The sequence below is a fragment of the Sphaerisporangium sp. TRM90804 genome (assembly GCF_029846175.1).
Classification (GTDB): domain Bacteria; phylum Actinomycetota; class Actinomycetes; order Streptosporangiales; family Streptosporangiaceae; genus Sphaerisporangium.
In genome coordinates this window covers 132,225-154,847 of the sequence record NZ_JARWAC010000019.1, presented here as the reverse complement: position 1 = coordinate 154,847, position 22,623 = coordinate 132,225, and the positions used below count along the sequence as shown (strand labels likewise).

Genomic DNA, 22,623 nt, shown 5'->3' with positions numbered 1-22,623 from the left:
CGGGCACGCCGTCACCGAGGCCGACGACCCCGGCCCGGCGGGCCGAGTTCGCCCGCCGCCTGCGGGCCGGTGTCGTGAACGCCTGAGGCGTGCCCTGCGGGCGCGCCGTCAGCTTCTGCGGGACGTGGCGGCCACCGCGAGCTGGGTGAGGGCCTCGTGGGCCTCGGGGGTCACCGGCGCGCGCTCCAGGGAGTTCAGCGCGTCGTCGAGGTAACGCTTGATCATCTCTTCGCTGGCGGCCAGGGCCCCGGTGTCCTCGATGATCGCGCGCAGCCGCTCGATGCCGGCGGCGTCCAGCTCGGGGTCGCCCAGCAGGAGGCGCACGTCCGCCGCCTGCTCGGCGGAAGCGGTCGACAGCGTGCGCGCGATCAGCATCGTGCGCTTCCCCTCGCGCAGGTCGTCGCCGGCCGGCTTGCCCGTCTCGGCCGGGTCGCCGAACACGCCGAGCACGTCGTCGCGGAGCTGGAACGCGATCCCCACCTTCTGCCCGTACTCGACGCACAGCCGGTCGATCCACGCCTCCTGGGCCCGCGCGGCCAGCACCAGGCCCAGGCGCAGCGGCTGCTCCACGGAGTACTTGCCGCTCTTGTGCAGGGCCACCCGCAGCGCGCTCTCGAAGGTGCTCTCGCCCTGGGCCTGCTCCAGCAGATCCAGGTACTGGCCGAACATCAGCTCGGTGCGCATGAGGTCGTGAATGGGTTCGGCGGCGGCGAGGGCCTCGGGCGGCAGGCCGCTCCCGCGCCACATCTCGGCCGACCACACCAGCAGCAGGCTGCCCAGCAGCACGGCCGCGCCCTCGCCGAACTGCGCGGCGGACCCCCGCCAGCCCGCCCCCTCGTGCATGGCCTGGAAACGGCGGTGCACCGCGGGCCGGCCGCGGCGCAGGTCGCTCGCGTCCATGACGTCGTCGTGGATCAGCGCGCTCGCCTGGAGCAGTTCCAGCGACGCGGCGGCGGTCACCACCGCGGGGTCGTCCCCCCCGCCGGCGGCCCGCCAGCCCCAGTAGCAGAACGCCGGGCGCAGCCGCTTGCCGGCGGCCAGGAAGTCGTCCATGGCCGCGAACAGGGGTGACAGCTCCGCGGCGCCGGCCAGGGGGCGCTGCCGGTCGACGAACGCCCGCAGGCGGAGGTCCACCTCGGAGCGCAGAACGTCCGACAGGGCGAAGTAAGCGGTCATGCTCTGACATTAGTAGCCGTACGCTCATCTTCCGCTTCACCATCCCCACCAACGCCACGGACGGCGAAAGCGCGCGGGAAGGGCCGCAGGCATGGAAACGCCCCCGTGCATACCCTGACGCGCTCGGATCGCCCCCGAGCGGCGAAAGAGGGCACCCGAGTCGTCGCGGTCCGGCGCCCGGTCCTCCAGCGTCATCCGATCCACATCGCGGGCGGACCTGTAGCCTTGGATCCATGGCTCTTGGTCGCTCTTCCATGCTGCCCGACCGGGTTCCCACCGTCCGGGAGCTGCTCGCCTCAGGCAAGCGGTCGTTCTCCTTCGAGTTCTTCCCGCCGAAGACCGACGCCGGGGAGCGGCAGCTCTGGCGGGCGATCCGCGAGCTGGAGGCGCTGCGGCCGACGTTCGTGTCGGTCACCTACGGAGCCGGCGGCTCCACCCGCGACCGCACCGTGGAGATCGTGGAGCGCCTCGCCCACGAGACCACGCTGACCCCGGTCGCGCACTTCACCGCCGTCGACCACTCCCTGCGCGAGCTGCGCCACCTCATCGGCCGGTTCGCAGGCGCGGGCGTGCGCAACATCCTCGCCGTGCGCGGCGACCCGCCCGGCGGCGACCCGCTGGCCGACTGGGTCAAGCACCCCGAGGGCGTGGCCTACGCCGAAGACCTCGTCCGCCTGATCCGCCAGTCGGGCGACTTCTGCGTGGGCGTGGCGGCCTTCCCCTACCGCCACCCGCGCTCGCCGTCGGTGGAGTCCGACACCGACTACTTCGTGGCCAAGTGCCGGGCGGGCGCCGACTACGCCATCACCCAGATGTTCTTCCGCGCCGAGGACTACCTGCGGCTGCGCGACCGGGTGGCGGCCCAGGGCTGCGACACCCCGATCATCCCCGGCATCATGCCGGTGACCCAGTTCAGCACGATCGCCCGGTCGGAGCAGCTTTCGGGCGCGCCGTTCCCGCCGGACGTCGCCGAGCGGTTCGAGGCCGTCGCCGACGACCCCGCCGAGGTGCGCCGCCTGGGCATCGAGCACGCCGCCGAGCTGTGCCAGACCCTGCTCGACGAGGGCGCCCCGGGCATCCACTTCATCACCTTCAACAAGTCGAGCGCGACCCGCGAGGTGTACCGCGCGCTGGTGCCGCCGGAGGCCGCGCCGCAGGTGGCCGCCGTGTCGGCCGCGGCATCGGCCTGAGCCCCGCACGCCCGCCGCGGTCGCGCGGCGGGCGTCAGGTCGAGGAGGGCAGGGGCAGGGCGGCGCCGACGATGGCGTACCGCTCGTACCCGCCCGGGAACACGAAAGCCTGCATCAGGTCGACGAAGCCCAGCTTGCCGTAGAGATGGCGGGCCGCGGTCGGCAGGTCGTGGGTCGACAGCACGGCCGTGCGCTCGCCGCGGCCCTCGCACAGGCCCTGCACCAGGCGGCGGCCCACGCCCTTGCCCTGGTAGCCGGGGTGCACGTGGATCTCGGCGATCTCCAGGGCGTCTCCGAACCACTGCTCGGCCACGGGCGCGCCCGCGCTGTCCTCCAAGGCGCGGCGCACGACGTCGTGCCACCACTGGCCGTGCGCGCCGTGGAAGGCGTAGCCGAAGCCCACGACCTGCCCGCCGGTCTCGTGGGCGAGCAGGCAGGTGAAGTCGGGGAACGACGCGTGGTTGCGCATGATGCCCTGGCGGCCTGAGAGCTGCTCGATCGGGGGACGCATCGCCGCCGTGTAGATGCCGATCACGGTCTCCAGAGCGGCGGTGAACCCCTCGGGGCCGGTGCGTCGCAGTTCGATCACTTCTCGCACACTAGCAGGGGCGCACAGCCGCTACTCCACCTCCACCGGAGTGCCGCCGGTGAGGCGGACGAGCTCGTCGAAGGTGGTCGGGAAGACGGTGTGCGGGTGCCCGGCGGCCGCCCAGACGACCTCGTGCTTGCCCAGCCAGGTGTCGACCAGCGTGCGGATCGGCGCCGGATGCCCGACCGGTGCCACGCCGCCGATCGTCTGACCCGTGGCGGCCTTCACGAAGCCGGGAGTCGCCCGCCGGACCTCGGACACGCCGGCGGTCGTGGCGATCAGGCCGGTGTCGACGCGGTGGGCGCCGCTGGTGAGCACGAGCAGCGGCTCGCCGTCGGCGTCGAAGACCAGGCTGTTGGCGATCGCCCCGACCTCGCACCCCACGTGCGCCGCCGCCGCGGCGGCGGTGGGCGCGGCCTCCGGGAGCACCACGACCTCGCCCGTGATGCCGGCCTCTTCGAGGGCCGCGACGACTTTCACCACACTCGGACGCAACTTTTCTGGCACGGCGACACTCTAAACAAGGTGACCGGACATGGGCCATTGATTACATCTCCATGACTCCGCCCGGCGCGCCCTTACCCGTGCGCTAGGGTCCGGTGACCTGAATCTGACGTGCCGGAGAGGGTGAGAACGTGGAAGCTCGAAAGCCGCTCGCCGCCGCCGCGGCGCTGGCGGCAGCAGGAGCCCTGGTCGTCTCAGGGTGCGGGGTCGCGAGCACGCGACCGGCGACGGCCGGCGTGGCCCCGGCGGGCGCGCACGGCGCCTCCCCGGTGGTCGCCCTCGGCGTCTCGGTGAGCGGCGCGGCGCGGGCCGCGGCGGAGCCGGTCGCCCCGGTCGCCCCGTTCGTCGCGCCCCGCAAACGGGTGAAGCTGGGCGCCAAGGGCTCGGCGGTCAAGGCGCTGCAGGGCAGGCTGAAGGCGCTCGGCTACGTCCCCGGCCGCGTCGACTCCCGGTACGGAGGCACCACCCAGGCCGCGGTCTGGGCGTTCCAGAAGGTGCAGGGCATCTCCCCGACCAGCACGATCACCTCCCGCACCTGGAAGGCCCTGGAGAACCCCAAGGTGCCGAAGATCATGGTGCCGAAGGGCAAGCCCGACCGCATGGAGGTCGACCTCACCAAGCAGGTCGCCGTCCTCTACCGGGCGGGCGCGGTCAGGCTGATCACCCACATCTCCTCCGGCAGCGGCATCCCCTACTGCGAGACCACCGTCTGGCAGGGCCGCGAACAGCGGTTCTGCGGCGACGCCCGCACCCCGACGGGGAACTTCAAGACGACGTGGCGCCGCACGGGCTGGCACACGTCCTATCTCGGCTCGCTGTACAACCCGATCTTCTTCAACGGCGGCATCGCCTTCCACGGCGCGCTGTCGGTGCCGCTCTACCCGGCGTCGCACGGGTGCGTGCGGCTTCCGATGAACGTGGCGCAGGTCCTGCCCGGCATGCTGGGCACCGGCGTCCCGGTGCACGTGAAGGGCAAGTTCCGCCGCTGAGCCGGCGAGCACGACGAAGGAGGCCGCGGTCGCCCAGGCGACCGCGGCCTCCTGCCGTTCGTGCCTCCTGCCGTTCGAGCCCTTCTGTCGGTCCTGCGCTCGCGCCGTTCGTACGCGCGCTGTTCGTGCCCTCCGTGGCCTCGGCGGGGGTTTTCGAACGCGCCAGACCGCGGTCTCCGTCGGCCGTCCGCTTCGCGTGCGGGGGACGGGGTTCGGCGCGCCCCTGGTCGATCGCATGATCGAACCTTTGTTCGTGATCTGCTTGACAGGGCGGCTCATCGAATTTATGTTCGACCCAGTGAGGGCGGGACTCGCGGCCTGCCCTCACCAACGGCGAAAGCGCCGCGGCCCGGTCTCGCCGCGCGCGACGGGGGCCGGACGGGGAGAGGGGAAGCTCCTCGTCCGGCCGCACAGGCCCACCGCGCCGGCCACGCACACCGAGACCACGAGGCGACGAGGCGACGAGGCGAGCGAGACCGCCGGCGGCACGCGGCGGCGGGTAAGGGACGAGAGAGCGACCACGGGGGGCGCGCCGGAAGGTGCCGGTGCGCCGAACACAAGCGGAGGCTGGAAAGGGAACGCGGAACCGGGCGCGGGGGTCGTGCCCGGCGGGAGAGCGAGGAGCGAGCGTCCGAGTGTCCACGACCAGCGGCCCACCCGAATTGTCGGTGGAGTCTGCGACTGTGTTATCACCGGCGGTCACCGCCGGGGCCATGACCCGAAGGAGGGTGGCATGACTCGAACGTCCGGAGAAGGTCCCCGGGTTTCACAGACCGTGCGCGCGCACCTGGCCGATGCGCATTCCTGTCTCGCCGACGCCGCCGCGGCCGGCACCCCCGCCGAGCGCTACGTCTCGGCCCACCTGGCCGCGCTCCGCGCCGCCGCCGCGATCCTCGCGGCGCTCCCGCGCCCGATGGATGGCCGCAGGCGCCGCCTGCGCAGCGCGTGGGAGCTGCTGCCCGAGGCCGAGCCGAGGCTGGCCCAGTGGGCCGCCTACTTCGCGGTCAGCGCGTCCAAGCGCGCGATGGCCGAGGCCGGCATGGTCCGCGTCGTCTCCGCCGCCGAGGCCGATGAGCTCACCACCGAGGCCGACACCTTCGTGACCATCGTCGAAGGCATCCTCGGCGTCCCCGGCCAGTCCACCCTCCCCGTCCGCGCCCCCCTGGCAGGCTGACCCCGCCCCAAGGCGCAGTGCGACGTCAGACCTCCCGGGTGACCATGGCTCGCGGTCAGCGGGCGGGCAACCCTGGACTGGTGACCCGCCCTCAGCTGGAGTGCGACGGTCAGATCGCCGGGTGACCATGGCTCGCGGTCGACGGGCGGGCAGCCCTGGACTGGTGACCCGCCCTCAGCTGGAGTGCGACGGTCAGATCGCCGGGTGACCATGGCTCGCGGTCAGCGGGCGGGCAGCCCTGGACTGGTGACCCCGCCCCCAGCTGGAGTGCGACGGTCAGATCGCCGGGCGACCCTAGCTCGCGGTCGACGGGTGTGCTCACTGCCCCGGGCTGGCGACTCGCCACGGGGGAGTGTGTGACGGTCGGGGTCTCCGGGTGAGCGTGGCTCGCGGTCCGCGGGGGTGCGCGTGGTTCTGGCGGGCGGCTCGCCAGGGCGGAGGGCGGCCGGTTTCATTCCTGTTCGGCTCATGCCTCGCGGCCGTTCCAAGACGGGCGCGTCCCTTTCAGGCGGGCCGGACTCGCCCCGGGTGGAGTGCGGCGCGCGATCCCCGTGCGGCGTGGTGCTTGCGGCGGGTGCTGTCGGCGGGGGTTCGCGCCTCAGGGCGGTGGGGTGCCGATGGGGGATCGCCGGGCGTCGGCCGCCGGTGTTCCAGGCGGCGAAGGGGGTCGGGTCCGCCGAGTGAGGTGCTTGGTGGCTCACCCGGCGGTCGAGGGGTGTCGGCGGGAGACTTGGGGAAAAGCCTTCAGAAGGACTCGACGGCGCGGCGCGCCTCGGCGTCCAGCACGCCCCACGTGATGAGCTCTTCGGTGAGCTCGGTGGGGGACTTGTCGTAGATGACCGCCAGCGAGCGAAGATCCTCCTGGCGAATCGAGAGCACCTTGCCGTTGTAGTCGCCGCGCTGGCTCTGGATCGTGGCCGCGTAGCGGGCCAGGGCCCCGGCCTTCTCCTTCGGCAACTGGGCCAGCCGCTCCAGGTCGATCACCAGTTTGGGCGTGGGCCCGAGCGGGCTCGGCGCGGAGCCGCCGGGAAGAAGCTCGGAGACCGGCACCCCGTAGAAATCGGCCAGTTCGGCGAGCTTCTGCACGGTCACGGCGCGGTCTCCGCGCTCGTAGGAGCCGACGACGACGGCCTTCCATCTGCCGCGTGACTTCTCCTCGACTCCGTGCAGTGATAGCCCCTGCTGGGTGCGGATGGCGCGGAGTCGCGCGCCAAGCGACTTGGCGTAGTCAGACGGCATCGTTTTGGCCCCCCGGCTTTCTCTCAACGTTCTCACTTATTGTGCGCCTTGCGACGAATGAACCGACGTGCGGGTGGCACCTGGGGCAGGCACCGTTCGTGACCGGAGCGTCGGGGTTTACCCGGGATCGTCGCGAGGTGTGGTTACGGACAGTGACGGTAAAGGTGTGGGCGAGTTTGGTCAAGCTGATTGGAAAAATGATGCCGAATCCTGTCCGGTTTCCGCCCTGATCTGCTCCGTCGCAGCGGCCGCGGCCGCCGCACCGGTACGGCGGCTCCCCGCCGGAAAGCGCTTACGCGTGAACACGACACGCCCCACCCCCGTCGCCCTCAGGTACCGTGCGGTCCCCGTCCGGTTTGAGGGCATCGTTGCAGCTTGCGACGACCATACCTGTTCGGGAGGTTTCCGGGGGGCTGCTAACGTGGGGGAACCAGCTTCCTTTAAGACCCGTCCCGTGAGGCGGGAAAGGCGGTGACCTCCATGAACGGCGCCCAGAACCAGGCGCGCGACGACCGGCGGCCCATGGCGGGGCAATCCCCCCGCGACGCCGCCGAGACGCCCGAGGGCCCCCGGCCCGGCGACGAGTACGCCGGAGACGAGCGGGCCGTGCTCGAGGCCCCCGACATCAACCGGGCCCTCACCCGCATCGCCCACGAGATCCTCGAACGCGCGAAGGGCCCCGAGAAGCTCCTCCTGCTCGGCATCCCCACCCGGGGCACCATCCTCGCCCGCCGGCTCGCCGACCGCATCGAGCAGGTGGAGGGCCAGCCGGTGGCGTTCGGGTCGCTCGACGTGACGATGTACCGCGACGACCTGCGGCTCAAGCCCGCCCGCGCGCTCGGCAGGACCGACCTGCCCACCGAGGGCGTCGACGGCCGCATCGTGGTGCTGGTCGACGACGTCCTGTACTCCGGCCGCACCGTACGCGCCGCCCTCGACGCGCTCAACGACCTGGGGCGCCCCACGGCCGTCCGGCTCGCCGTCCTGGTCGACCGCGGCCACCGCGAGCTGCCGATCCGCGCCGACCACGTCGGCAAGAACCTGCCCACCTCACGCGCCGAGACCGTCCGCGTCTGCCTGGCCGAGACCGACCAGCGCGACGCCGTGCTGCTGCGGGGAGGCCTGCGATGAACCGGCACCTGCTCTCCACCTCCGACCTCTCGCGCGACGACGCCCTGTTGATCCTGGACACCGCTGAGCACCTGGCGCAGGTGGCGGACCGTTCCATCAAGAAGCTGCCCACCCTGCGCGGCCGCACGGTGGTGAACCTGTTCTTCGAGGACTCCACCCGCACCCGCATCTCCTTCGAGGCCGCCGCCAAGCGGCTCTCCGCCGACGTGATCAACTTCTCGGCGAAGGGGTCGAGCGTCTCCAAGGGCGAGAGCCTCAAGGACACCGCCCTCACCCTGCAGGCCATGGGCGCCGACGCGGTGGTGGTGCGCCACGGCGCCTCCGGCGCCCCGCACCGGCTGGCCACCTGGGTCGACGGCAGCGTCGTCAACGCCGGCGACGGCACCCACGAGCACCCGACCCAGGCGCTGCTCGACGCCTTCACCATGCGCCGCCGCCTGGGCGACCTGGACGGCCGCAGGGTGACCATCGTCGGCGACGTGCTGCACAGCAGGGTCGCGCGCTCCAACGTCCACCTGCTGCACACCCTCGGCGCCCAGGTGACCCTGGTCGCGCCGCCCACGCTGGTGCCGGTGTCGATGGGCGACTGGCCCTGCGAGGTCTCCTACGACTTCGACGCCGTGCTGCCCAAGTCGGACGTCGTCATGATGCTGCGCGTGCAGCACGAGCGCATGAACGCCTCCTACTTCCCCTCCGCCCGGGAGTACAGCCGCCGCTACGGTCTGGACCCCGAGCGCCTGGGAAGGATGCCGGAGGGCGCGATCGTGATGCACCCCGGCCCGATGAACCGCGGCATGGAGATCGCCGCCGAGGTGGCCGACTCCGGGCGCTCCACCATCGTGGAACAGGTCACCAACGGCGTGACCGTGCGCATGGCCGTGCTCTACCTGCTTCTGTCCGGCTCCGAGCCCGCGATCGGGGGAACCCAGTGACCTACCTTCTGACAGGCGCCCGCCTGCTCGGCGGCGCGCCGCGCGACATCCTGCTGGACGGCGGGGTCGTCGCCGAGGTGGGCGAGCCGGGCCGGGTGGACGCCGCCGGCGCCACGCGTGTCGACGCCGACGGCCTGGTCGCGCTGCCGGGCCTGGTCGACCTGCACACCCACCTGCGCGAGCCGGGCCGCGAGGACGCCGAGACCGTCGCCTCCGGCACGGCCGCCGCCGCCCTCGGCGGCTACACCGCCGTGCACGCCATGGCCAACACCTCCCCGGTGGCCGACACCGCGGGCGTCGTGGAGCAGGTGTGGCGGCTCGGCCGCCAGGCCGGGCACTGCGACGTGCACCCGGTGGGCGCGGTGACCTCCGGTCTGGCCGGCCGGCAGCTCGCCGAGCTCGGCGCGATGGCCGACAGCGCGGCCCGCGTGCGGGTCTTCTCCGACGACGGCGTCTGCGTCTCCGACGCCGTGCTGATGCGCCGCGCCCTGGAGTACGTCAAGGCGTTCGACGGCGTCGTCGCCCAGCACGCGCAGGAGCCCCGTCTCACCGAGGGCGCGCAGATGAACGAGGGCGCGGTGTCGGGGCGGCTCGGCCTGACCGGCTGGCCGGCCGTGGCCGAGGAGGCGATCATCGCCCGCGACTGCCTGCTGGCCGCGCACGTCGGCTCCCGCCTGCACGTCTGCCACGTGTCCACGGCCGGGTCGGTCGAGATCCTCCGCTGGGCCAAGTCCAAGGGCTGGGACGTCACCGCCGAGGTCACCCCGCACCACCTGCTGCTCACCGACTCCCGCGCCGAGAGCTCGCCGGTGGGGCCCTACAACCCGCTGTACAAGGTGAACCCGCCGCTGCGCACCGACGCCGACGTGCTGGCGCTGCGCGAGGCGCTCGCCGACGGCACGATCGACTGCGTGGCCACCGACCACGCCCCCCACCCGGTCGAGGACAAGGAGACCGAGTGGCCGGCGGCGGCCATGGGCATGATCGGCCTGGAGACCGCCCTGTCGGTGGTCCAGGAGGCCATGGTCGAGACCGGCCTGCTCGACTGGGCCGGCGTCGCCGACCGCATGTCGGCCCGTCCCGCGCGCATCGGCCGGCTGACCGGCCAGGGCGGGCCGGTCGAGGCCGGCGCCCCGGCCAACCTGACCCTGTTCGACCCCGCGACGCGCGGGGCCGTCGACCCCGGCGGGTTCGCCTCCAAGAGCCGTAACACCCCCTACCAGGGCATGACGCTGCCCGGCACGGTCGTCGCGACGTTCCTGCGCGGCCGCCCCACCGTCTTCGAAGGGAAGCTCACGTGACGCGCGCGACCACCGGCACGGCCGTCCTGGTGCTGGAGGACGGCCGGGTCTTCCACGGCGAGCCGTACGGCGCCGAGGGGGAGACGTTCGGCGAGATGGTGTTCTCCACCGGCATGACCGGCTACCAGGAGACCCTCACCGACCCCTCCTACCACCGGCAGATCGTGGCGATGACCGCCCCCCACATCGGCAACACCGGTGTCAACGACGAGGACCCTGAATCCTCGCGCGTCTGGGTCGCCGGGTACGTCGTGCGTGAGCCCGCGCGCATCCCGTCGAACTGGCGCTCGCGCCGCTCGCTGGAGGAGGAGCTGCGCGCCCAGGGCGTGGTCGGCATCGCCATGCCCGGCACGCGGGCCCTCACCCGCCACCTGCGCGAGCGCGGCGCCATGCGCGCCGGGGTGTTCACCGCCCCCTCGGCCCCGGTCGAGGAGCTGGTCGAGCGGGTGCGCTCCAGCCCGTCGATGGTCGGCGCCGACCTGGCCCGCGAGGTCTCCACGGCCGAGCCGTACGTCGTCCCGGCGCGCGGCCCCAAGCGCTTCACCGTGGCGGCCGTCGACCTCGGCATCAAGGCCATGACCCCCTACCGCATGGCCGAGCGCGGCTGTGAGGTGCACGTGCTGCCCGCGACGGCTTCGGCGGCCGACGTGCTGGCGCTCGACCCCGACGGGGTGTTCCTGTCGAACGGGCCCGGCGACCCTGCGGCGGCCGACTACGCCGTCCAGACGCTCAGCGGCGTGCTGGACGCCGGCAGGCCGGTCTTCGGCATCTGCTTCGGCAACCAGATGCTCGGCCGGGCGCTCGGGCTCGGCACCTACAAGCTCAGGTACGGCCACCGCGGCGTCAACCAGCCGGTCCAGGACCGCCGCACCGGCAAGGTCGACATCTCCGCGCACAACCACGGCTTCGCCGTCGAGGCGCCGCTGGACGGCCCCTTCGACACGCCCTACGGGCGCGCGGAGGTCAGCCACGTGAACCTCAACGACGGCTGCGTCGAGGGCCTGCGCCTGCTCGACCGTCCGGCGTTCAGCGTCCAGTACCACCCCGAGGCCGCGGCGGGCCCGCACGACGCCGCCGGCCTGTTCGACGACTTCTGCGCCCTGATGGCGCGTCCGGGCACCACGGTTCAGGGGAAGGGCGGTACGCGTGTCTAAGCGCACGGACATCACCTCGATCATGGTCATCGGGTCGGGGCCGATCGTGATCGGGCAGGCGTCCGAGTTCGACTACTCCGGCACCCAGGCGTGCAGGGTGCTGCGCGCCGAGGGGTACCGCGTCGTCCTGGTCAACAGCAACCCGGCGACGATCATGACGGACCCGGAGTTCGCCGACGCCACCTACGTCGAGCCGATCACGCCCGACATCGTGGAGAAGATCATCGCCAAGGAGCGGCCGGACGCCCTGCTGCCCACCCTGGGCGGTCAGACGGCGCTCAACACGGCGATCGCGCTGCACGAGGCCGGCGTGCTGGAGCGCTACGGCGTCGAGCTGATCGGCGCGGACGTCGCCGCCATCCAGGCGGGGGAGAACCGGGAGCAGTTCAAGGACATCGTGGCCAAGGTGGCCGCCGAGCACGGTTTCAACGCCGAGTCCGCGCGGTCGGTGATCTGCCACACGCTCGGCGAGTGCCTCCAGGCGGCGGCCGACCTCGGCTACCCCGTGGTCGTGCGGCCCAGCTTCACCATGGGCGGCGCCGGGTCCGGCCTCGCCTACGACGAGGAGGGCCTGCGGCGCATCGCCGGCGCCGGCCTGGACGCGTCGCCGACCACCGAGGTGCTCCTGGAGGAGTCCATCCTCGGCTGGAAGGAGTACGAGCTGGAGGTCATGCGCGACCGGGCCGACAACGTCGTCATCGTCTGCTCCATCGAGAACATCGACCCGATGGGCGTGCACACCGGCGACAGCGTCACCGTGGCCCCCGCCCTGACGCTGACCGACCGCGAGTACCAGAACATGCGCGACGTCGCGATCGCGGTCATCCGCGAGGTCGGCGTCGACACCGGCGGCTGCAACATCCAGTTCGCCGTCGAGCCCTCCACCGGGCGCATGGTCGTCATCGAGATGAACCCGCGCGTGTCGCGCTCCAGCGCGCTGGCGTCCAAGGCCACCGGCTTCCCGATCGCCAAGATCGCGGCCAAGCTCGCCGTCGGCTACACCCTCGACGAGATCCCCAACGACATCACCCGCGAGACCCCGGCGTCGTTCGAGCCGTCGCTCGACTACGTCGTGGTGAAGGTGCCGCGGTTCGCCTTCGAGAAGTTCGCCGGGGCCGACCAGACCCTCACCACCCACATGAAGTCGGTGGGCGAGGCCATGGCGATCGGCAGGTCCTTCCCCGAGGCGCTTCAGAAGGCCCTCAGATCGCTGGAGAAGAAGGGCTCGTCGTTCACGTGGGCCGGGGAGCCCGCGGGCCTGACGGGGCTCCTGGACGCCTGCCGCACCCCGCACGACGGCCGCCTGCGCACCATGCAGCAGGCCATCAGGGCCGGCGCGACCATCGAGCAGCTCCACGAGGCCACCAGCGTCGACCCGTGGTTCCTCGACCAGCTCTACCTGCTGGACGAGGAGGCGCGTGCCCTGGCCGAGGCCGGGCCCGAGCCCGGCGCCCTCGCCCGCGCCAAGCGGCACGGCTTCAGCGACGTGCAGATCGGCGAGATCCTCGGCATGGCCGAGGCCGAGGTCCGGCGGCTGCGCCACAGCCTGGGCGTGCACCCGGTCTACAACACCGTGGACACCTGCGCGGCGGAGTTCGCCGCCAAGACGCCCTACCTGTACTCCACCTACGACGAGGAGACCGAGGTCCCCTACGGCGACCGCCCCAAGGTGATCATCCTGGGCAGTGGGCCGAACCGCATCGGGCAGGGCATCGAGTTCGACTACGCCTGCGTGCACGCGTCGTTCGAACTGTCGGCCGCCGGGTACGAGACCGTGATGGTCAACTGCAACCCGGAGACCGTCTCGACCGACTACGACACCTCCGACCGGCTCTACTTCGAGCCGCTCACCCTGGAGGACGTCCTGGAGGTCGTGCGGGCCGAGCAGGAGACCGGCCCGGTCGCCGGGGTGATCGTGCAGCTCGGCGGGCAGACGCCGCTGGGGCTGGCCCAGGCGCTCAAGGACGAGGGCGTGCCCGTGGTCGGCACCAGCCCCGAGTCGATCCACCTGGCCGAGGACCGCGGCGCCTTCGGGCGGGTGCTGGCCGAGGCCGGGCTGGCCGCCCCCCGGCACGGCATCGCCGTCACCGTGGAGGAGGCGCGCGCCATCGCCGAGGAGATCGGCTACCCGGTGCTCGTCCGGCCCTCCTACGTCCTCGGCGGCGCCGGCATGGCCATCGTCTACGACGACCGCACGCTCGGCTCCTACATGGCGCTGGCCGGCGCGGCCAGCGACCACCCCGTGCTGATCGACAAGTTCCTCGACGAGGCCATCGAGATCGACGTGGACGCCCTCTACGACGGCGCCGAGCTGTACCTCGGCGGCGTCATGGAGCACATCGAGGAGGCCGGCATCCACTCCGGTGACTCGGCGTGCGCGCTGCCGCCGATCACGCTCGGCGGGTTCGACATCAAGCGCATCCGCGCGGCCACCGAGGCCATCGCCCGCGGGGTGGGCGTGCGCGGGCTCCTGAACGTCCAGTACGCCATGGCCGCCGGGGTGCTGTACGTGCTGGAGGCCAACCCCCGCGCGAGCCGCACGGTGCCGTTCGTGTCCAAGGCGACGGCGGTGCCGCTGGCCAAGGCCGCGGCGCGCATCATGCTCGGCGCCACCGTCGCCGGGCTGCGCGAGGAGGGCATGCTGCCCCGTGATGGGGACGGCGGCACGCTGCCGCTGGACGCCCCCATCGCCGTCAAGGAGGCCGTGCTGCCCTTCAACCGGTTCCTGGGCGTCGACATCGTCCTGGGCCCGGAGATGCGCTCCACGGGCGAGGTGATGGGCATCGACGAGGTCTTCGGCACCGCCTACGCCAAGTCGCAGGCGGCGGCGTACGGCTCGCTGCCGACCAAGGGGCGGGCGTTCGTCTCGGTCGCCAACCGCGACAAGCGCGCCATGATCTTCCCGGTGAAGGCGCTGGCCGACCTGGGCTTCGAGATCCTCGCCACCGAGGGAACCGCGGAGGTGCTGCGCCGCAACGACGTCCATGCCAAGATCGTGCGCAAACAGAGTGACGGCGTCGGCGCCGACGGTGAGCCCACGATCGTCATGCGCATCCTGGACGGCGAGGTCGACCTCATCGTGAACACCCCCTTCGGCAGCCCCGGCCAGTCCGGGCCGCGGCTGGACGGCTACGAGATCCGCACCGCGGCCGTCCTGCGTGGCATCCCGTGCGTCACCACTGTGCAGGGGCTGGGCGCCGCCGTTCAGGGCATCCAGGCGATCGCCGCCGGTTCGGTGGGCGTACGGTCGCTGCAGGAGCACGCCCGGCGGCTGCGGGGCTGACGACCGGCGGGAGGTGAAGGAGACGGCCGGCACACCGGTACAGGTGACGGGCACGGTGCTGACCACGCGCCGCGTCGACGCCTACCACGCGCTGACCGTGGTGGCGCCGGGCATCGCCGAGCGCTTCCGTCCCGGTCATTTCGTCTCCGTGGCCGTCGGCGGCCCGCACACCTCCATGCCGACGCGCCGCGCCTTCGCCGTGCACGACGTCAAGCCCGACTACGGCGGCACGGTGGAGCTGGTGTTCTCCGTGCGCGGCCGGGGGACGTCCTGGCTGGCCGACCGCAAGGCGAGGGACACCCTCGACCTGGTCGGCCCGCTCGGCCGTCCCTTCCCGGTGCCGCGCGACCCGGTGGTGTGCGTGCTGGTGGGCGGCGAGTACGGCTCGGCGTCGCTGTTCGCCCTGGCCGACGTGCTGCAGCAGCGCGGTTGCCGGGTCGACTTCGTGCTCGGCGCCCCCTCGGCCGACCGCGTCTTCGGCGCCCTGCGCGCCCGGCGCATGGGCGAGACGACCACGCTCACCACCGAGGACGGCTCGCTGGGCCTGCGCGGCCGGGTCACCGACGCGCTGCCCTCGGTGATCGCCGACGCGCGCGCCGACGTCGTCTACGCGTGCGGGCCGACCGCCATGCTGCGCGGGGTCACCGCCGTGGCCGTCGAGTTCGACATCCCCGTGCAGGTGTCGATCGAGGAGGCCATGGCCTGCGGGTACGGGGTGTGCATGACATGCGTGCTTCCGGTCATCGGCGACGACGGCGTCACCCGCATGGTGCGATCCTGCGTGGAGGGGCCGGTGTTCCGCGGCGAGCGGGTGAGGTTCGAGGACATCGGCACGATCCCGTTCGACGCCTTGGGCGCGCCCGGGGGCCGAGCGTCTGAGGGAGGTGCGCACACCAGACATGTCAGTTGACATGCGGACGTACCTGGCGCACGTCGAACTGGCCAACCCGATCACCACGGCCGCCGGGTGCGCCGCCTCCGGCGCCGAGCTCTCCCAGTTCTTCGACCTCGGGCGCCTCGGCGCGGTCGTGACGCGGTCGATCACCATGGCCCCGAGGGCCGGGCGGCCGACCCCCCGCATGGCCGAGACCCCCTCGGGCATGCTGAACGCCGTCGGCCTGCAGGGGCCCGGCGTGGACGCCTTCCTGGAGACCGAGCTGCCCGGCCTGCTCGACCACGGGGCCCGGGCCGTGGTGTCGATCGCGGGCGGCAGCGTCGCGGAGTACACCGCGCTGGCGCGCAGGCTGGCCGACGCGCCCGGCGTGACGGCCGTGGAGGTCAACCTCTCGTGCCCGAACGTCGAGGACGTCGGGCGGGTGTTCGCCCGCGACCCCGCCGCCTCGGCCGAGGTGATCGCCTCGGTGCGCGCCACCATGCGCTACGACGTGCCGGTGGTCGCCAAGCTGGCGCCCGACGTGGCCGACATCGTCGCGGTCGCCCGCGCCTGCGTCGACGGCGGCGCCGACGCCCTGGCGATGATCAACACGCCGCTGGGCATGAGCATCGACGTCGACACCATGCGCCCCGCGCTCGCGGCCGGCACCGGCGGGCTCTCGGGCCCCGCGGTGCGCCCGCTGGCCGTGCGCTGCCTGTGGCAGGTGCACGCCGCGCTGCCCGGCGTGCCGCTCGTCGGCATGGGCGGCGTGCTCAGCGGGCGCGACGCCCTGGAACTGGTCCTGGCGGGCGCCTGCGTGGTCTCGGTGGGCACCGCGCTGTTCCATGACCCCTACGCGGGGCTGCGCATCCTGCGGGAGCTGGAGGAGCTCCTGAAGGAACGCGGCTTCGAACGCCTGGCCGACGCCGTCGGGCTGGCACACCGACCGCCCGGGGCGGGGCCCCGGCACCGCATCGATCTGGAGGAGAGCTCTCTGTGACGTCCGCACCCATCGCCGTCGCCCTGGACGCACCTGACCTGGAGACGGCGGCCCGCTGGGCTGCCGCGGTGACGCCGCACGTGAGCACCGTGAAGGTCGGCCTCGAACTGTACCTGCGTTACGGCCCGGACGTGATCGCCTCGGTTCGCGGGGCCACCGGGGTCCAGGTCTTCCTCGATCTCAAGCTCCACGACATCCCGAACACCGTCGCCGGGGCCGCCCGCGCCGTCGCGCGGCTCAAGCCGGCCATCCTGACCGTGCACGCCGCGGGCGGGCGCGCCATGATCCAGGCCGCCGTGGACGCCGTCCCGAACACCTGCATCGCCGCCGTGACGGCCCTGACGTCGCTCTCGGAGGACGATCTCGAGCGCCTGGGGGTCAGGGGACCCTCCGGGGACGCCGTGCGCCGTCTGGCGGTCGAGGCCGTCGGCGCGGGCGCCCGGGCACTCGTCTGCTCGCCCCGCGAGGTCGCCGCGGTGCGAGCGGAGGTCGGGCCCGACATCACGCTCATCACCCCGGGGGTCAGGCCCGTCGGCTCCGACACCCAGGATCAGGCAAGAGTAGCGACTCCGGAGCAGGCTATCGCCGACGGGGCCGATCTTCTCGTCATCGGGAGGCCCATCACGGGCTCCGCCGACCCCGGCGCGACCGCCGCCGGCATCGCCGCGGCCCTTCGCCGGGTCGTCCCGAGCTGACCCCGCGGGACGGCTCCGGGGCCGGCGCGCGGCGTCGCGCGGGCCGGCCGCACAACCGGCTCGTCACGGGCGTGAGAACCCTGTTGAGGCGTGTTTTCGTAGACGCAGCGCTACCGGCGCGTCACCCACGGTGAGGAAATTAGATTTCTGGGGGCAGAAACTGGTCTTGACGTTGCCTGGAAGCCCAAGACCAGCTAGTTTCCCCTCCCGTCCGAGTACATCGACAGAAATTCGAGGTGACCCGGCGTGGCTCTTCCTCCCCTGACCCCCGAGCAGCGCGCCGCAGCCCTAGAGAAGGCTGCCAAGGCCCGTAAAGAGCGTGCCGAGGTCAAGAACCGGCTCAAGCACGGCGCGGTTTCTCTGGCCGAGGTGCTGAAGGATGGTCAGACCGACGACGTCATCGGCAAGATGAAGGTGTCGGCGCTTTTGGAGTCGCTCCCCGGCGTGGGCAAGGTCCGCGCCAAGCAGCTCATGGAGCGGCTCGGTATCGCCGAGTCCCGTCGCGTACGGGGTCTCGGTGCGAACCAGCGGGCCGCTCTCGAGCGGGAGTTCGGCGGCGCCGAGAGCTGATCTCGGCTCGCCTGCAAGATCGACGGGGGTGTGGTGTGACCGGTACGTCCTGGCCCGAAGAGGGCGGCGCCCACGAGGCGCCCGTTTTCGGAGGGCCGGGGACGCGTGACGGTGGCCCCATGCCTCCATCCGGAAGTCCGGAGGGGACCGACGTCTCCTCCGGGCCGAAGGGAAGGCGCCTCACGGTCCTGTCCGGGCCGTCGGGCGTCGGCAAGTCCACGGTCGTCGCCGAGCTTCGGCGGTCACACCCGGAGGTGTGGCTGTCGGTCTCGGTGACCACCAGGGCCCCCCGCCCGGGGGAGACCCACGGCGTGGAGTACTTCTTCGTCTCCGACGCCGAGTTCGACCGGCTGGTGGCCGGCGGCGAGCTGCTCGAATGGGCCGAGTTCGCCGGCAACCGCTACGGAACACCCCGCGCGGCCGTCGAGCGCAAGCTGGCCGAGGGGGTGCCGACACTCCTGGAGATCGATCTGCAGGGGGCGCGGCAGGTCCGCGACAGCATGCCCGAGGCCCTGCTGGTCTTCCTGGCCCCGCCGAGCTGGGAGGAGCTGGAGAGCCGCCTGCGCGGCCGCGGCACCGAGCCCGAGCACGTCATCGCGCGGCGCCTGGCGGCCGGGCGTGTCGAGCTGGCGGCCGAGAAGGAGTTCGACCTCACGCTGGTCAACACGGCGGTGAAGGAGGTCTGCGGCCGGCTCACCGAGCTGCTGACGCACGACCCGCCGCTCCACTGAGCGGCCGAGCCGGTGCCCCGCGGACGGCCGCCGCAGGCGGAACGTCCGGGCGACCGGTCAGAGCTTGGTATCCTTCGCCGAGACCGATATCGACATCCGAATGAGAGGCCGACGACGTGGCAGGCACTGCCCCGGCAGCCGAAGGCATCACCAACCCGCCGATCGACCAGCTCCTTGAGGTCGTCGACAGCAAGTACAGCCTGGTCATCATGGGCGCGAAGCGGGCGCGCCAGATCAACGCCTACTACTCCCAGCTCGGCGAGGGCCTGCTCGAGTACGTCGGGCCGCTCGTGGAGACCCACGCCCAGGAGAAGCCGCTCTCCATCGCGCTGCGCGAGGTCTCCGAGGGTCTGCTGACCTCCGAGCCCATCGAGGGCTGAGGGTCCGGCAGAAAGTCCCGTGATGGCTGGCGAGGGCCCTTCCCGGCCGCGTGTCGTCCTCGGCGTGGGCGCGGGCATCGCCGCCTACAAGGCGTGCGAGCTGCTGCGCCTGTTCACCGAGTCCGGGCACGAGGTCCGGGTCGTCCCGACCCGCGACGCCCTGCGGTTCGTCGGCGAGCCCACCTGGGCGGCGCTCTCGGGCTCGCCCGTCACCAGCGAGGTGTGGGAGTCCGTCCACGAGGTGCCGCACGTCCGCATCGGGCAGGCGGCCGATCTCGTCGTGGTGGCCCCGGCGACCGCCGACATCCTGGCCAAGGCCGCGCACGGCCTCGCCGGCGACCTGCTGACCAACACGCTGCTCACCGCGCGCTGCCCGGTGGTGCTGGCCCCGGCCATGCACACCGAGATGTGGGAGCACCCCGCGACCCGCGCCAACGTCGCGACCCTGCGCGAGCGGGGCACTCTGGTGATCGACCCCGCGGTGGGCCGGCTCACCGGAGCCGACACCGGCCCCGGGCGCCTGCCCGACCCGCGTGAGATCTTCGAGGTCTGCCGGGGGGTCCTCGCGGGCCGCCCGCGCGACCTCGCCGGGCGGCACGTGGTCGTCTCGGCGGGCGGCACCCGCGAGGCCATCGACCCCGTGCGCTACATCGGCAACCGCTCGTCCGGCCTCCAGGGGTACGCCCTGGCGCGCACCGCCGTGGCGCGGGGGGCCAGGGTCACCCTGGTCGCCGCCAACGTGGCGCTTCCCGACCCCGCCGGAGCCGCCGTGGTCCGCGTGGAGTCCGCGGCCGAGCTGCGCACCGCCGTGCTGGAGGCCGCCGAGCGGGCCGACGCGGTGGTCATGGCGGCGGCCGTCGCCGACTTCCGCCCGATCGCGGCGAGCGACTCCAAGATCAAGAAGACGTCCGGCGAGCCCGAGCCCATCCGGCTCGCCAAGAACCCCGACATCCTGGCCGAGCTGTGCGACCGGCGCAGGGAGGGGCGCAAGCCGTCCCCCGAGGTGATCGCCGGGTTCGCCGCCGAGACCGACGACGTGCTGGCCAACGGCCGTGCCAAGCTCGAACGCAAGGGCTGCGACCTGCTGGTGGTCAACCAGGTGGGCGGCGGCCTGGCGTTCGGCACGCCCGACAACGCCGCGGTCATCCTCGCCGCGGGCGGCGAGGCCGTCGAGGTGCCGCGCGGCCCCAAGGAGGAGCTGGCCGACACCCTCTGGGGCCTGGTCGCCGCCCGCCTTTTCTGACTTCCCCGCCGGGCGTGATCCGCGCGCCCCGCCGCTTGATGGAGACCGGCGACCGGCGGATACTGCCATTGGGGGAGTCCCGAGCGAGGGGGCTGTGACGATGCCGGTGACCGCCGCCGTGAGGCAACGCTGCCGTTCGCTGCTCCCGCCCGGCGAGGAGATCCACTACGTCTTCCCGGTCACCATGGTCGGCGCGGCGGGCGTGAGCAACTACATGATCCTGGTGAGCGACCGCTTCATCACCGTGCTGGCCACCAAGGTGTTCAGCCGCTTCGAACCCGCTGCCGTCTGGGCCACGCATCCGCGACACACCCGGCTGGGCCCAGTGGAGTTCGCCGCCGGGCCCACGATCAGATTGGGTGGTACGGTTTTCGAGGTCGACGAGGAGTACGTCGCCGTCGTGGGGGCGGCGGACGCGGAGGCTTTCTCGCCGGGTGACCTGCCCAGGGATCCGCTTCCCGACCTCTAGGCCGTCGACCACGACCACCGGTCACGACGGTTGGGCGATGCCGCCGCGGGTGAGGCTACACTCTGCGCGGAGCGCTTCGGCCGTCTCGTGCCAAGCCCACGACGTCAGCAGCCGCTGCATGAGGAGCCACTGAGTTGTCCCGCCGCCTGTTCACCTCCGAGTCGGTCACCGAAGGCCACCCGGACAAGATCGCCGACCAGATCAGCGACGCGATCCTCGACGCCATGCTCAAGGACGACGCCACCAGCCGGGTCGCGGTCGAGACGATGATCACGACCGGCCAGGTGCACGTCGCCGGAGAGGTCACCACCGAGACCTACGTCGACATCCCGGGCGTCATCCGGGAGAAGATCCTGGAGATCGGCTACGACGCCTCGCACAAGGGCTTCGACGGCGCGTCCTGCGGCGTCTCGGTGTCGATCGGCGCACAGTCGCCCGACATCGCCCAGGGCGTCGACGACGCTTACGAGCACCGGCTCGAAGAGGCCGGCGACGAGCTCGACCGTCAGGGCGCGGGCGACCAGGGCCTGATGTTCGGCTACGCGTGCCGCGAGACCCCCGAGCTCATGCCGCTGCCGATCACCCTGGCGCACCGCATGTCCCGCCGCCTCTCGGAGGTGCGCAAGGACGGCACGGTGCCCTACCTGCGTCCCGACGGCAAGACCCAGGTGACCATCGAGTACGACGGCGACCGTCCGGTCCGCCTCGACACCGTGGTCGTCTCCACCCAGCACGCTCCGGAGATCGACCTCAAGGAGATGCTGGCCCCCGACATCAAGGAGCACGTCGTCGAGCCCGTGCTCGCCGGCCTCGACATCGACACCACCGGCTACACCCTGCTGGTGAACCCGACGGGCCGGTTCGAGATCGGCGGCCCGATGGGCGACGCCGGACTGACCGGACGCAAGATCATCGTGGACACCTACGGCGGCATGGCCCGGCACGGCGGCGGCGCCTTCTCGGGCAAGGACCCGTCCAAGGTCGACCGCTCGGCCGCGTACGCGATGCGGTGGGTCGCCAAGAACATCGTGGCGGCCGGCCTGGCCGACCGCGCCGAGGTGCAGGTGGCCTACGCCATCGGCAAGGCGCACCCGGTGGGCGTGTTCGTGGAGACCTTCGGCACCGAGACCGTGCCGGTCGACAAGATCCAGGAGGCCGTGCTGCAGGTGTTCGACCTGCGCCCCGCGGCCATCATCCGCGACCTCGACCTCCTGCGCCCGATCTACTCCCAGACCGCCGCCTACGGCCACTTCGGCCGCGAGGAGCCCAACTTCTCCTGGGAGCGCACCGACCGCGCCGACCAACTCCGGCAGACCCTCGGCCTCTGACCGTCGAACGGCCCCCGAGCGAGCGGGCCCCGGGCGAACGGGCTTTCGGCCAACGGGCTCCCGGCGAGCGGCCCGCGAGTGAGCGGCCCTGGGCGAGCAGGGTCCCGGGCGAACGGGCCTTCGGGCCAACGGGCTCCCGGCGAGCGGGCCACCCTCGCCGGACGGGCCTGGACGAACGGGCTCCCGGCGAACGGGCGACCCCGGCGGACGTGTCCGCCGGGGAGGCGTCCAGCCGCCGGGGGCGACTTCGCGCGGCCCGCTGGCGGGCCGCGAGCCCACCCCCGTCTTCTGGCGGGCCGCGAGCCCACCCCCGTCTTCTGGCGGGCCGCGAGCCCACCCCCGCTCCGTCGGCGCCGTCTGGTAGGAACTTGAAGTGACCTCCGCCAAGGCGCCCGCCCCAACCCGGACCCCTGATCCGGCCCTCGGCACGCCCTCCGGCGAGAACGTCCACCACGCCCTCCCCTTCCCAGCCGAGGGCCCGCCCCAGAGCCTGGGCCCGCCCAAGACCGCGAGCCGGTCCGAGAGCCCTGGTTCGTCCAAGGCCGCGAGCCGGTCCGAGAGCCCTGGTTCGTCCAACAGTGCGAACCAGGCCGAGAGCCCGGGTCCGCCCAGCAGCGCGAGCCAGGCTGGTAGCCCAGGGGCGCCCAAGAGCCCAGCGGTGCCCCGGAGTG

The 22,623-nt window shown here is 72.6% G+C and carries 21 protein-coding genes; 17 read left to right on the top strand and 4 right to left on the bottom strand.

The genetic code is table 11. From position 1 onward, the window contains the following. Positions 1 to 108: 108 nt before the first annotated feature. A complete protein-coding gene (locus PYR91_RS24960) occupies positions 109 to 1,176 on the bottom strand; it encodes a polyprenyl synthetase family protein (RefSeq protein WP_279783379.1) in 1,068 nt (355 codons plus the stop codon). Between the two features lie 233 nt (positions 1,177 to 1,409). On the opposite strand from PYR91_RS24960, the gene metF reads away from it, so the two are divergent. Next, positions 1,410 to 2,366: a methylenetetrahydrofolate reductase [NAD(P)H] gene (metF, locus tag PYR91_RS24955; protein ID WP_279783377.1), complete on the top strand. Its 957-nt coding sequence runs from the start codon at positions 1,410 to 1,412 to the stop codon at positions 2,364 to 2,366. 34 nt (positions 2,367 to 2,400) lie between these two features. Here the strand turns inward: metF and PYR91_RS24950 are convergent, their stop codons facing one another. Further along, on the bottom strand, positions 2,401 to 2,955 hold the full coding sequence (locus PYR91_RS24950) for a GNAT family N-acetyltransferase (protein ID WP_279783375.1): 555 nt from the start codon (positions 2,953 to 2,955) through the stop codon (positions 2,401 to 2,403). A gap of 30 nt (positions 2,956 to 2,985) precedes the next feature. Then, the gene (locus PYR91_RS24945; RefSeq protein WP_279783373.1) at positions 2,986 to 3,462 is read right to left on the bottom strand and encodes a YbaK/EbsC family protein; all 477 of its coding nucleotides are present in this window, start codon (positions 3,460 to 3,462) and stop codon (positions 2,986 to 2,988) included. 128 nt (positions 3,463 to 3,590) lie between these two features. Here PYR91_RS24945 and PYR91_RS24940 point away from each other — a divergent pair, with 128 nt between their 5' ends. After that, positions 3,591 to 4,448, top strand: coding sequence for a L,D-transpeptidase family protein (locus tag PYR91_RS24940; protein ID WP_279783371.1), 858 nt, complete (start codon positions 3,591 to 3,593; stop codon positions 4,446 to 4,448). Positions 4,449 to 5,181: 733 nt separating this feature from the next. Further along, positions 5,182 to 5,622 carry an SAV_6107 family HEPN domain-containing protein gene (locus PYR91_RS24935; protein WP_279783370.1) on the top strand — a complete coding sequence of 147 codons (441 nt, stop codon included), beginning with the start codon at positions 5,182 to 5,184 and terminating at the stop codon, positions 5,620 to 5,622. Between the two features lie 744 nt (positions 5,623 to 6,366). Here the strand turns inward: PYR91_RS24935 and PYR91_RS24930 are convergent. Next, positions 6,367 to 6,861: a transcriptional regulator gene (locus PYR91_RS24930; protein WP_279783368.1), complete on the bottom strand. Its 495-nt coding sequence runs from the start codon at positions 6,859 to 6,861 to the stop codon at positions 6,367 to 6,369. Between the two features lie 480 nt (positions 6,862 to 7,341). Between PYR91_RS24930 and pyrR the strand changes: the two genes are divergently transcribed. The 14 genes from pyrR (at position 7,342) to metK (ending at position 21,952) form a co-directional block, all read left to right on the top strand. After that, the gene (pyrR, locus tag PYR91_RS24925) at positions 7,342 to 7,992 is read left to right on the top strand and encodes a bifunctional pyr operon transcriptional regulator/uracil phosphoribosyltransferase PyrR (protein ID WP_279783420.1); all 651 of its coding nucleotides are present in this window, start codon (positions 7,342 to 7,344) and stop codon (positions 7,990 to 7,992) included. Next, positions 7,989 to 8,924, top strand: coding sequence for an aspartate carbamoyltransferase catalytic subunit (locus PYR91_RS24920; protein ID WP_279783365.1), 936 nt, complete (start codon positions 7,989 to 7,991; stop codon positions 8,922 to 8,924). The genes pyrR and PYR91_RS24920 overlap by 4 nt, the downstream gene beginning before the upstream one ends. After that, a complete protein-coding gene (locus PYR91_RS24915; protein WP_279783363.1) occupies positions 8,921 to 10,225 on the top strand; it encodes a dihydroorotase in 1,305 nt (434 codons plus the stop codon). Before PYR91_RS24920 ends, PYR91_RS24915 begins: the two co-directional genes overlap by 4 nt. Next, positions 10,222 to 11,379 (top strand): glutamine-hydrolyzing carbamoyl-phosphate synthase small subunit, encoded by a 1,158-nt coding sequence (carA, locus tag PYR91_RS24910; RefSeq protein WP_279783358.1) that lies wholly within the window; start codon positions 10,222 to 10,224, stop codon positions 11,377 to 11,379. The genes PYR91_RS24915 and carA overlap by 4 nt, the downstream gene beginning before the upstream one ends. Continuing rightward, complete coding sequence (gene carB / locus PYR91_RS24905; RefSeq protein WP_279783356.1) at positions 11,372 to 14,662, top strand: carbamoyl-phosphate synthase large subunit; 3,291 nt, start codon at positions 11,372 to 11,374, stop codon at positions 14,660 to 14,662. Before carA ends, carB begins: the two co-directional genes overlap by 8 nt. A 13-nt stretch (positions 14,663 to 14,675) precedes the next feature. Then, on the top strand, positions 14,676 to 15,572 hold the full coding sequence (locus PYR91_RS24900; RefSeq protein ID WP_279783355.1) for a dihydroorotate dehydrogenase electron transfer subunit: 897 nt from the start codon (positions 14,676 to 14,678) through the stop codon (positions 15,570 to 15,572). Next, positions 15,562 to 16,536: a dihydroorotate dehydrogenase gene (locus tag PYR91_RS24895; RefSeq protein ID WP_279783352.1), complete on the top strand. Its 975-nt coding sequence runs from the start codon at positions 15,562 to 15,564 to the stop codon at positions 16,534 to 16,536. The genes PYR91_RS24900 and PYR91_RS24895 overlap by 11 nt, the downstream gene beginning before the upstream one ends. After that, a complete protein-coding gene (gene pyrF / locus PYR91_RS24890) occupies positions 16,533 to 17,231 on the top strand; it encodes an orotidine-5'-phosphate decarboxylase (RefSeq protein ID WP_279783350.1) in 699 nt (232 codons plus the stop codon). The genes PYR91_RS24895 and pyrF overlap by 4 nt, the downstream gene beginning before the upstream one ends. 246 nt (positions 17,232 to 17,477) lie before the next feature. Then, on the top strand, positions 17,478 to 17,801 hold the full coding sequence (gene mihF / locus PYR91_RS24885) for an integration host factor, actinobacterial type (RefSeq protein ID WP_114031276.1): 324 nt from the start codon (positions 17,478 to 17,480) through the stop codon (positions 17,799 to 17,801). 119 nt (positions 17,802 to 17,920) lie between these two features. After that, positions 17,921 to 18,532, top strand: a complete 612-nt coding sequence (gene gmk / locus PYR91_RS24880) for a guanylate kinase (RefSeq protein WP_279783344.1) — start codon at positions 17,921 to 17,923, stop codon at positions 18,530 to 18,532. A gap of 116 nt (positions 18,533 to 18,648) precedes the next feature. Next, positions 18,649 to 18,912, top strand: a complete 264-nt coding sequence (gene rpoZ, locus PYR91_RS24875) for a DNA-directed RNA polymerase subunit omega (RefSeq protein WP_279783342.1) — start codon at positions 18,649 to 18,651, stop codon at positions 18,910 to 18,912. A gap of 22 nt (positions 18,913 to 18,934) precedes the next feature. Then, entirely contained in the window at positions 18,935 to 20,155 is a 1,221-nt protein-coding gene (coaBC, locus tag PYR91_RS24870; protein ID WP_279783340.1) for a bifunctional phosphopantothenoylcysteine decarboxylase/phosphopantothenate--cysteine ligase CoaBC, read from the top strand. A gap of 100 nt (positions 20,156 to 20,255) precedes the next feature. Next, on the top strand, positions 20,256 to 20,624 hold the full coding sequence (locus PYR91_RS24865; protein WP_279783419.1) for a hypothetical protein: 369 nt from the start codon (positions 20,256 to 20,258) through the stop codon (positions 20,622 to 20,624). 134 nt (positions 20,625 to 20,758) lie between these two features. Further along, positions 20,759 to 21,952 carry a methionine adenosyltransferase gene (gene metK / locus PYR91_RS24860; protein ID WP_279783338.1) on the top strand — a complete coding sequence of 398 codons (1,194 nt, stop codon included), beginning with the start codon at positions 20,759 to 20,761 and terminating at the stop codon, positions 21,950 to 21,952. Positions 21,953 to 22,623: the final 671 nt, after the last annotated feature.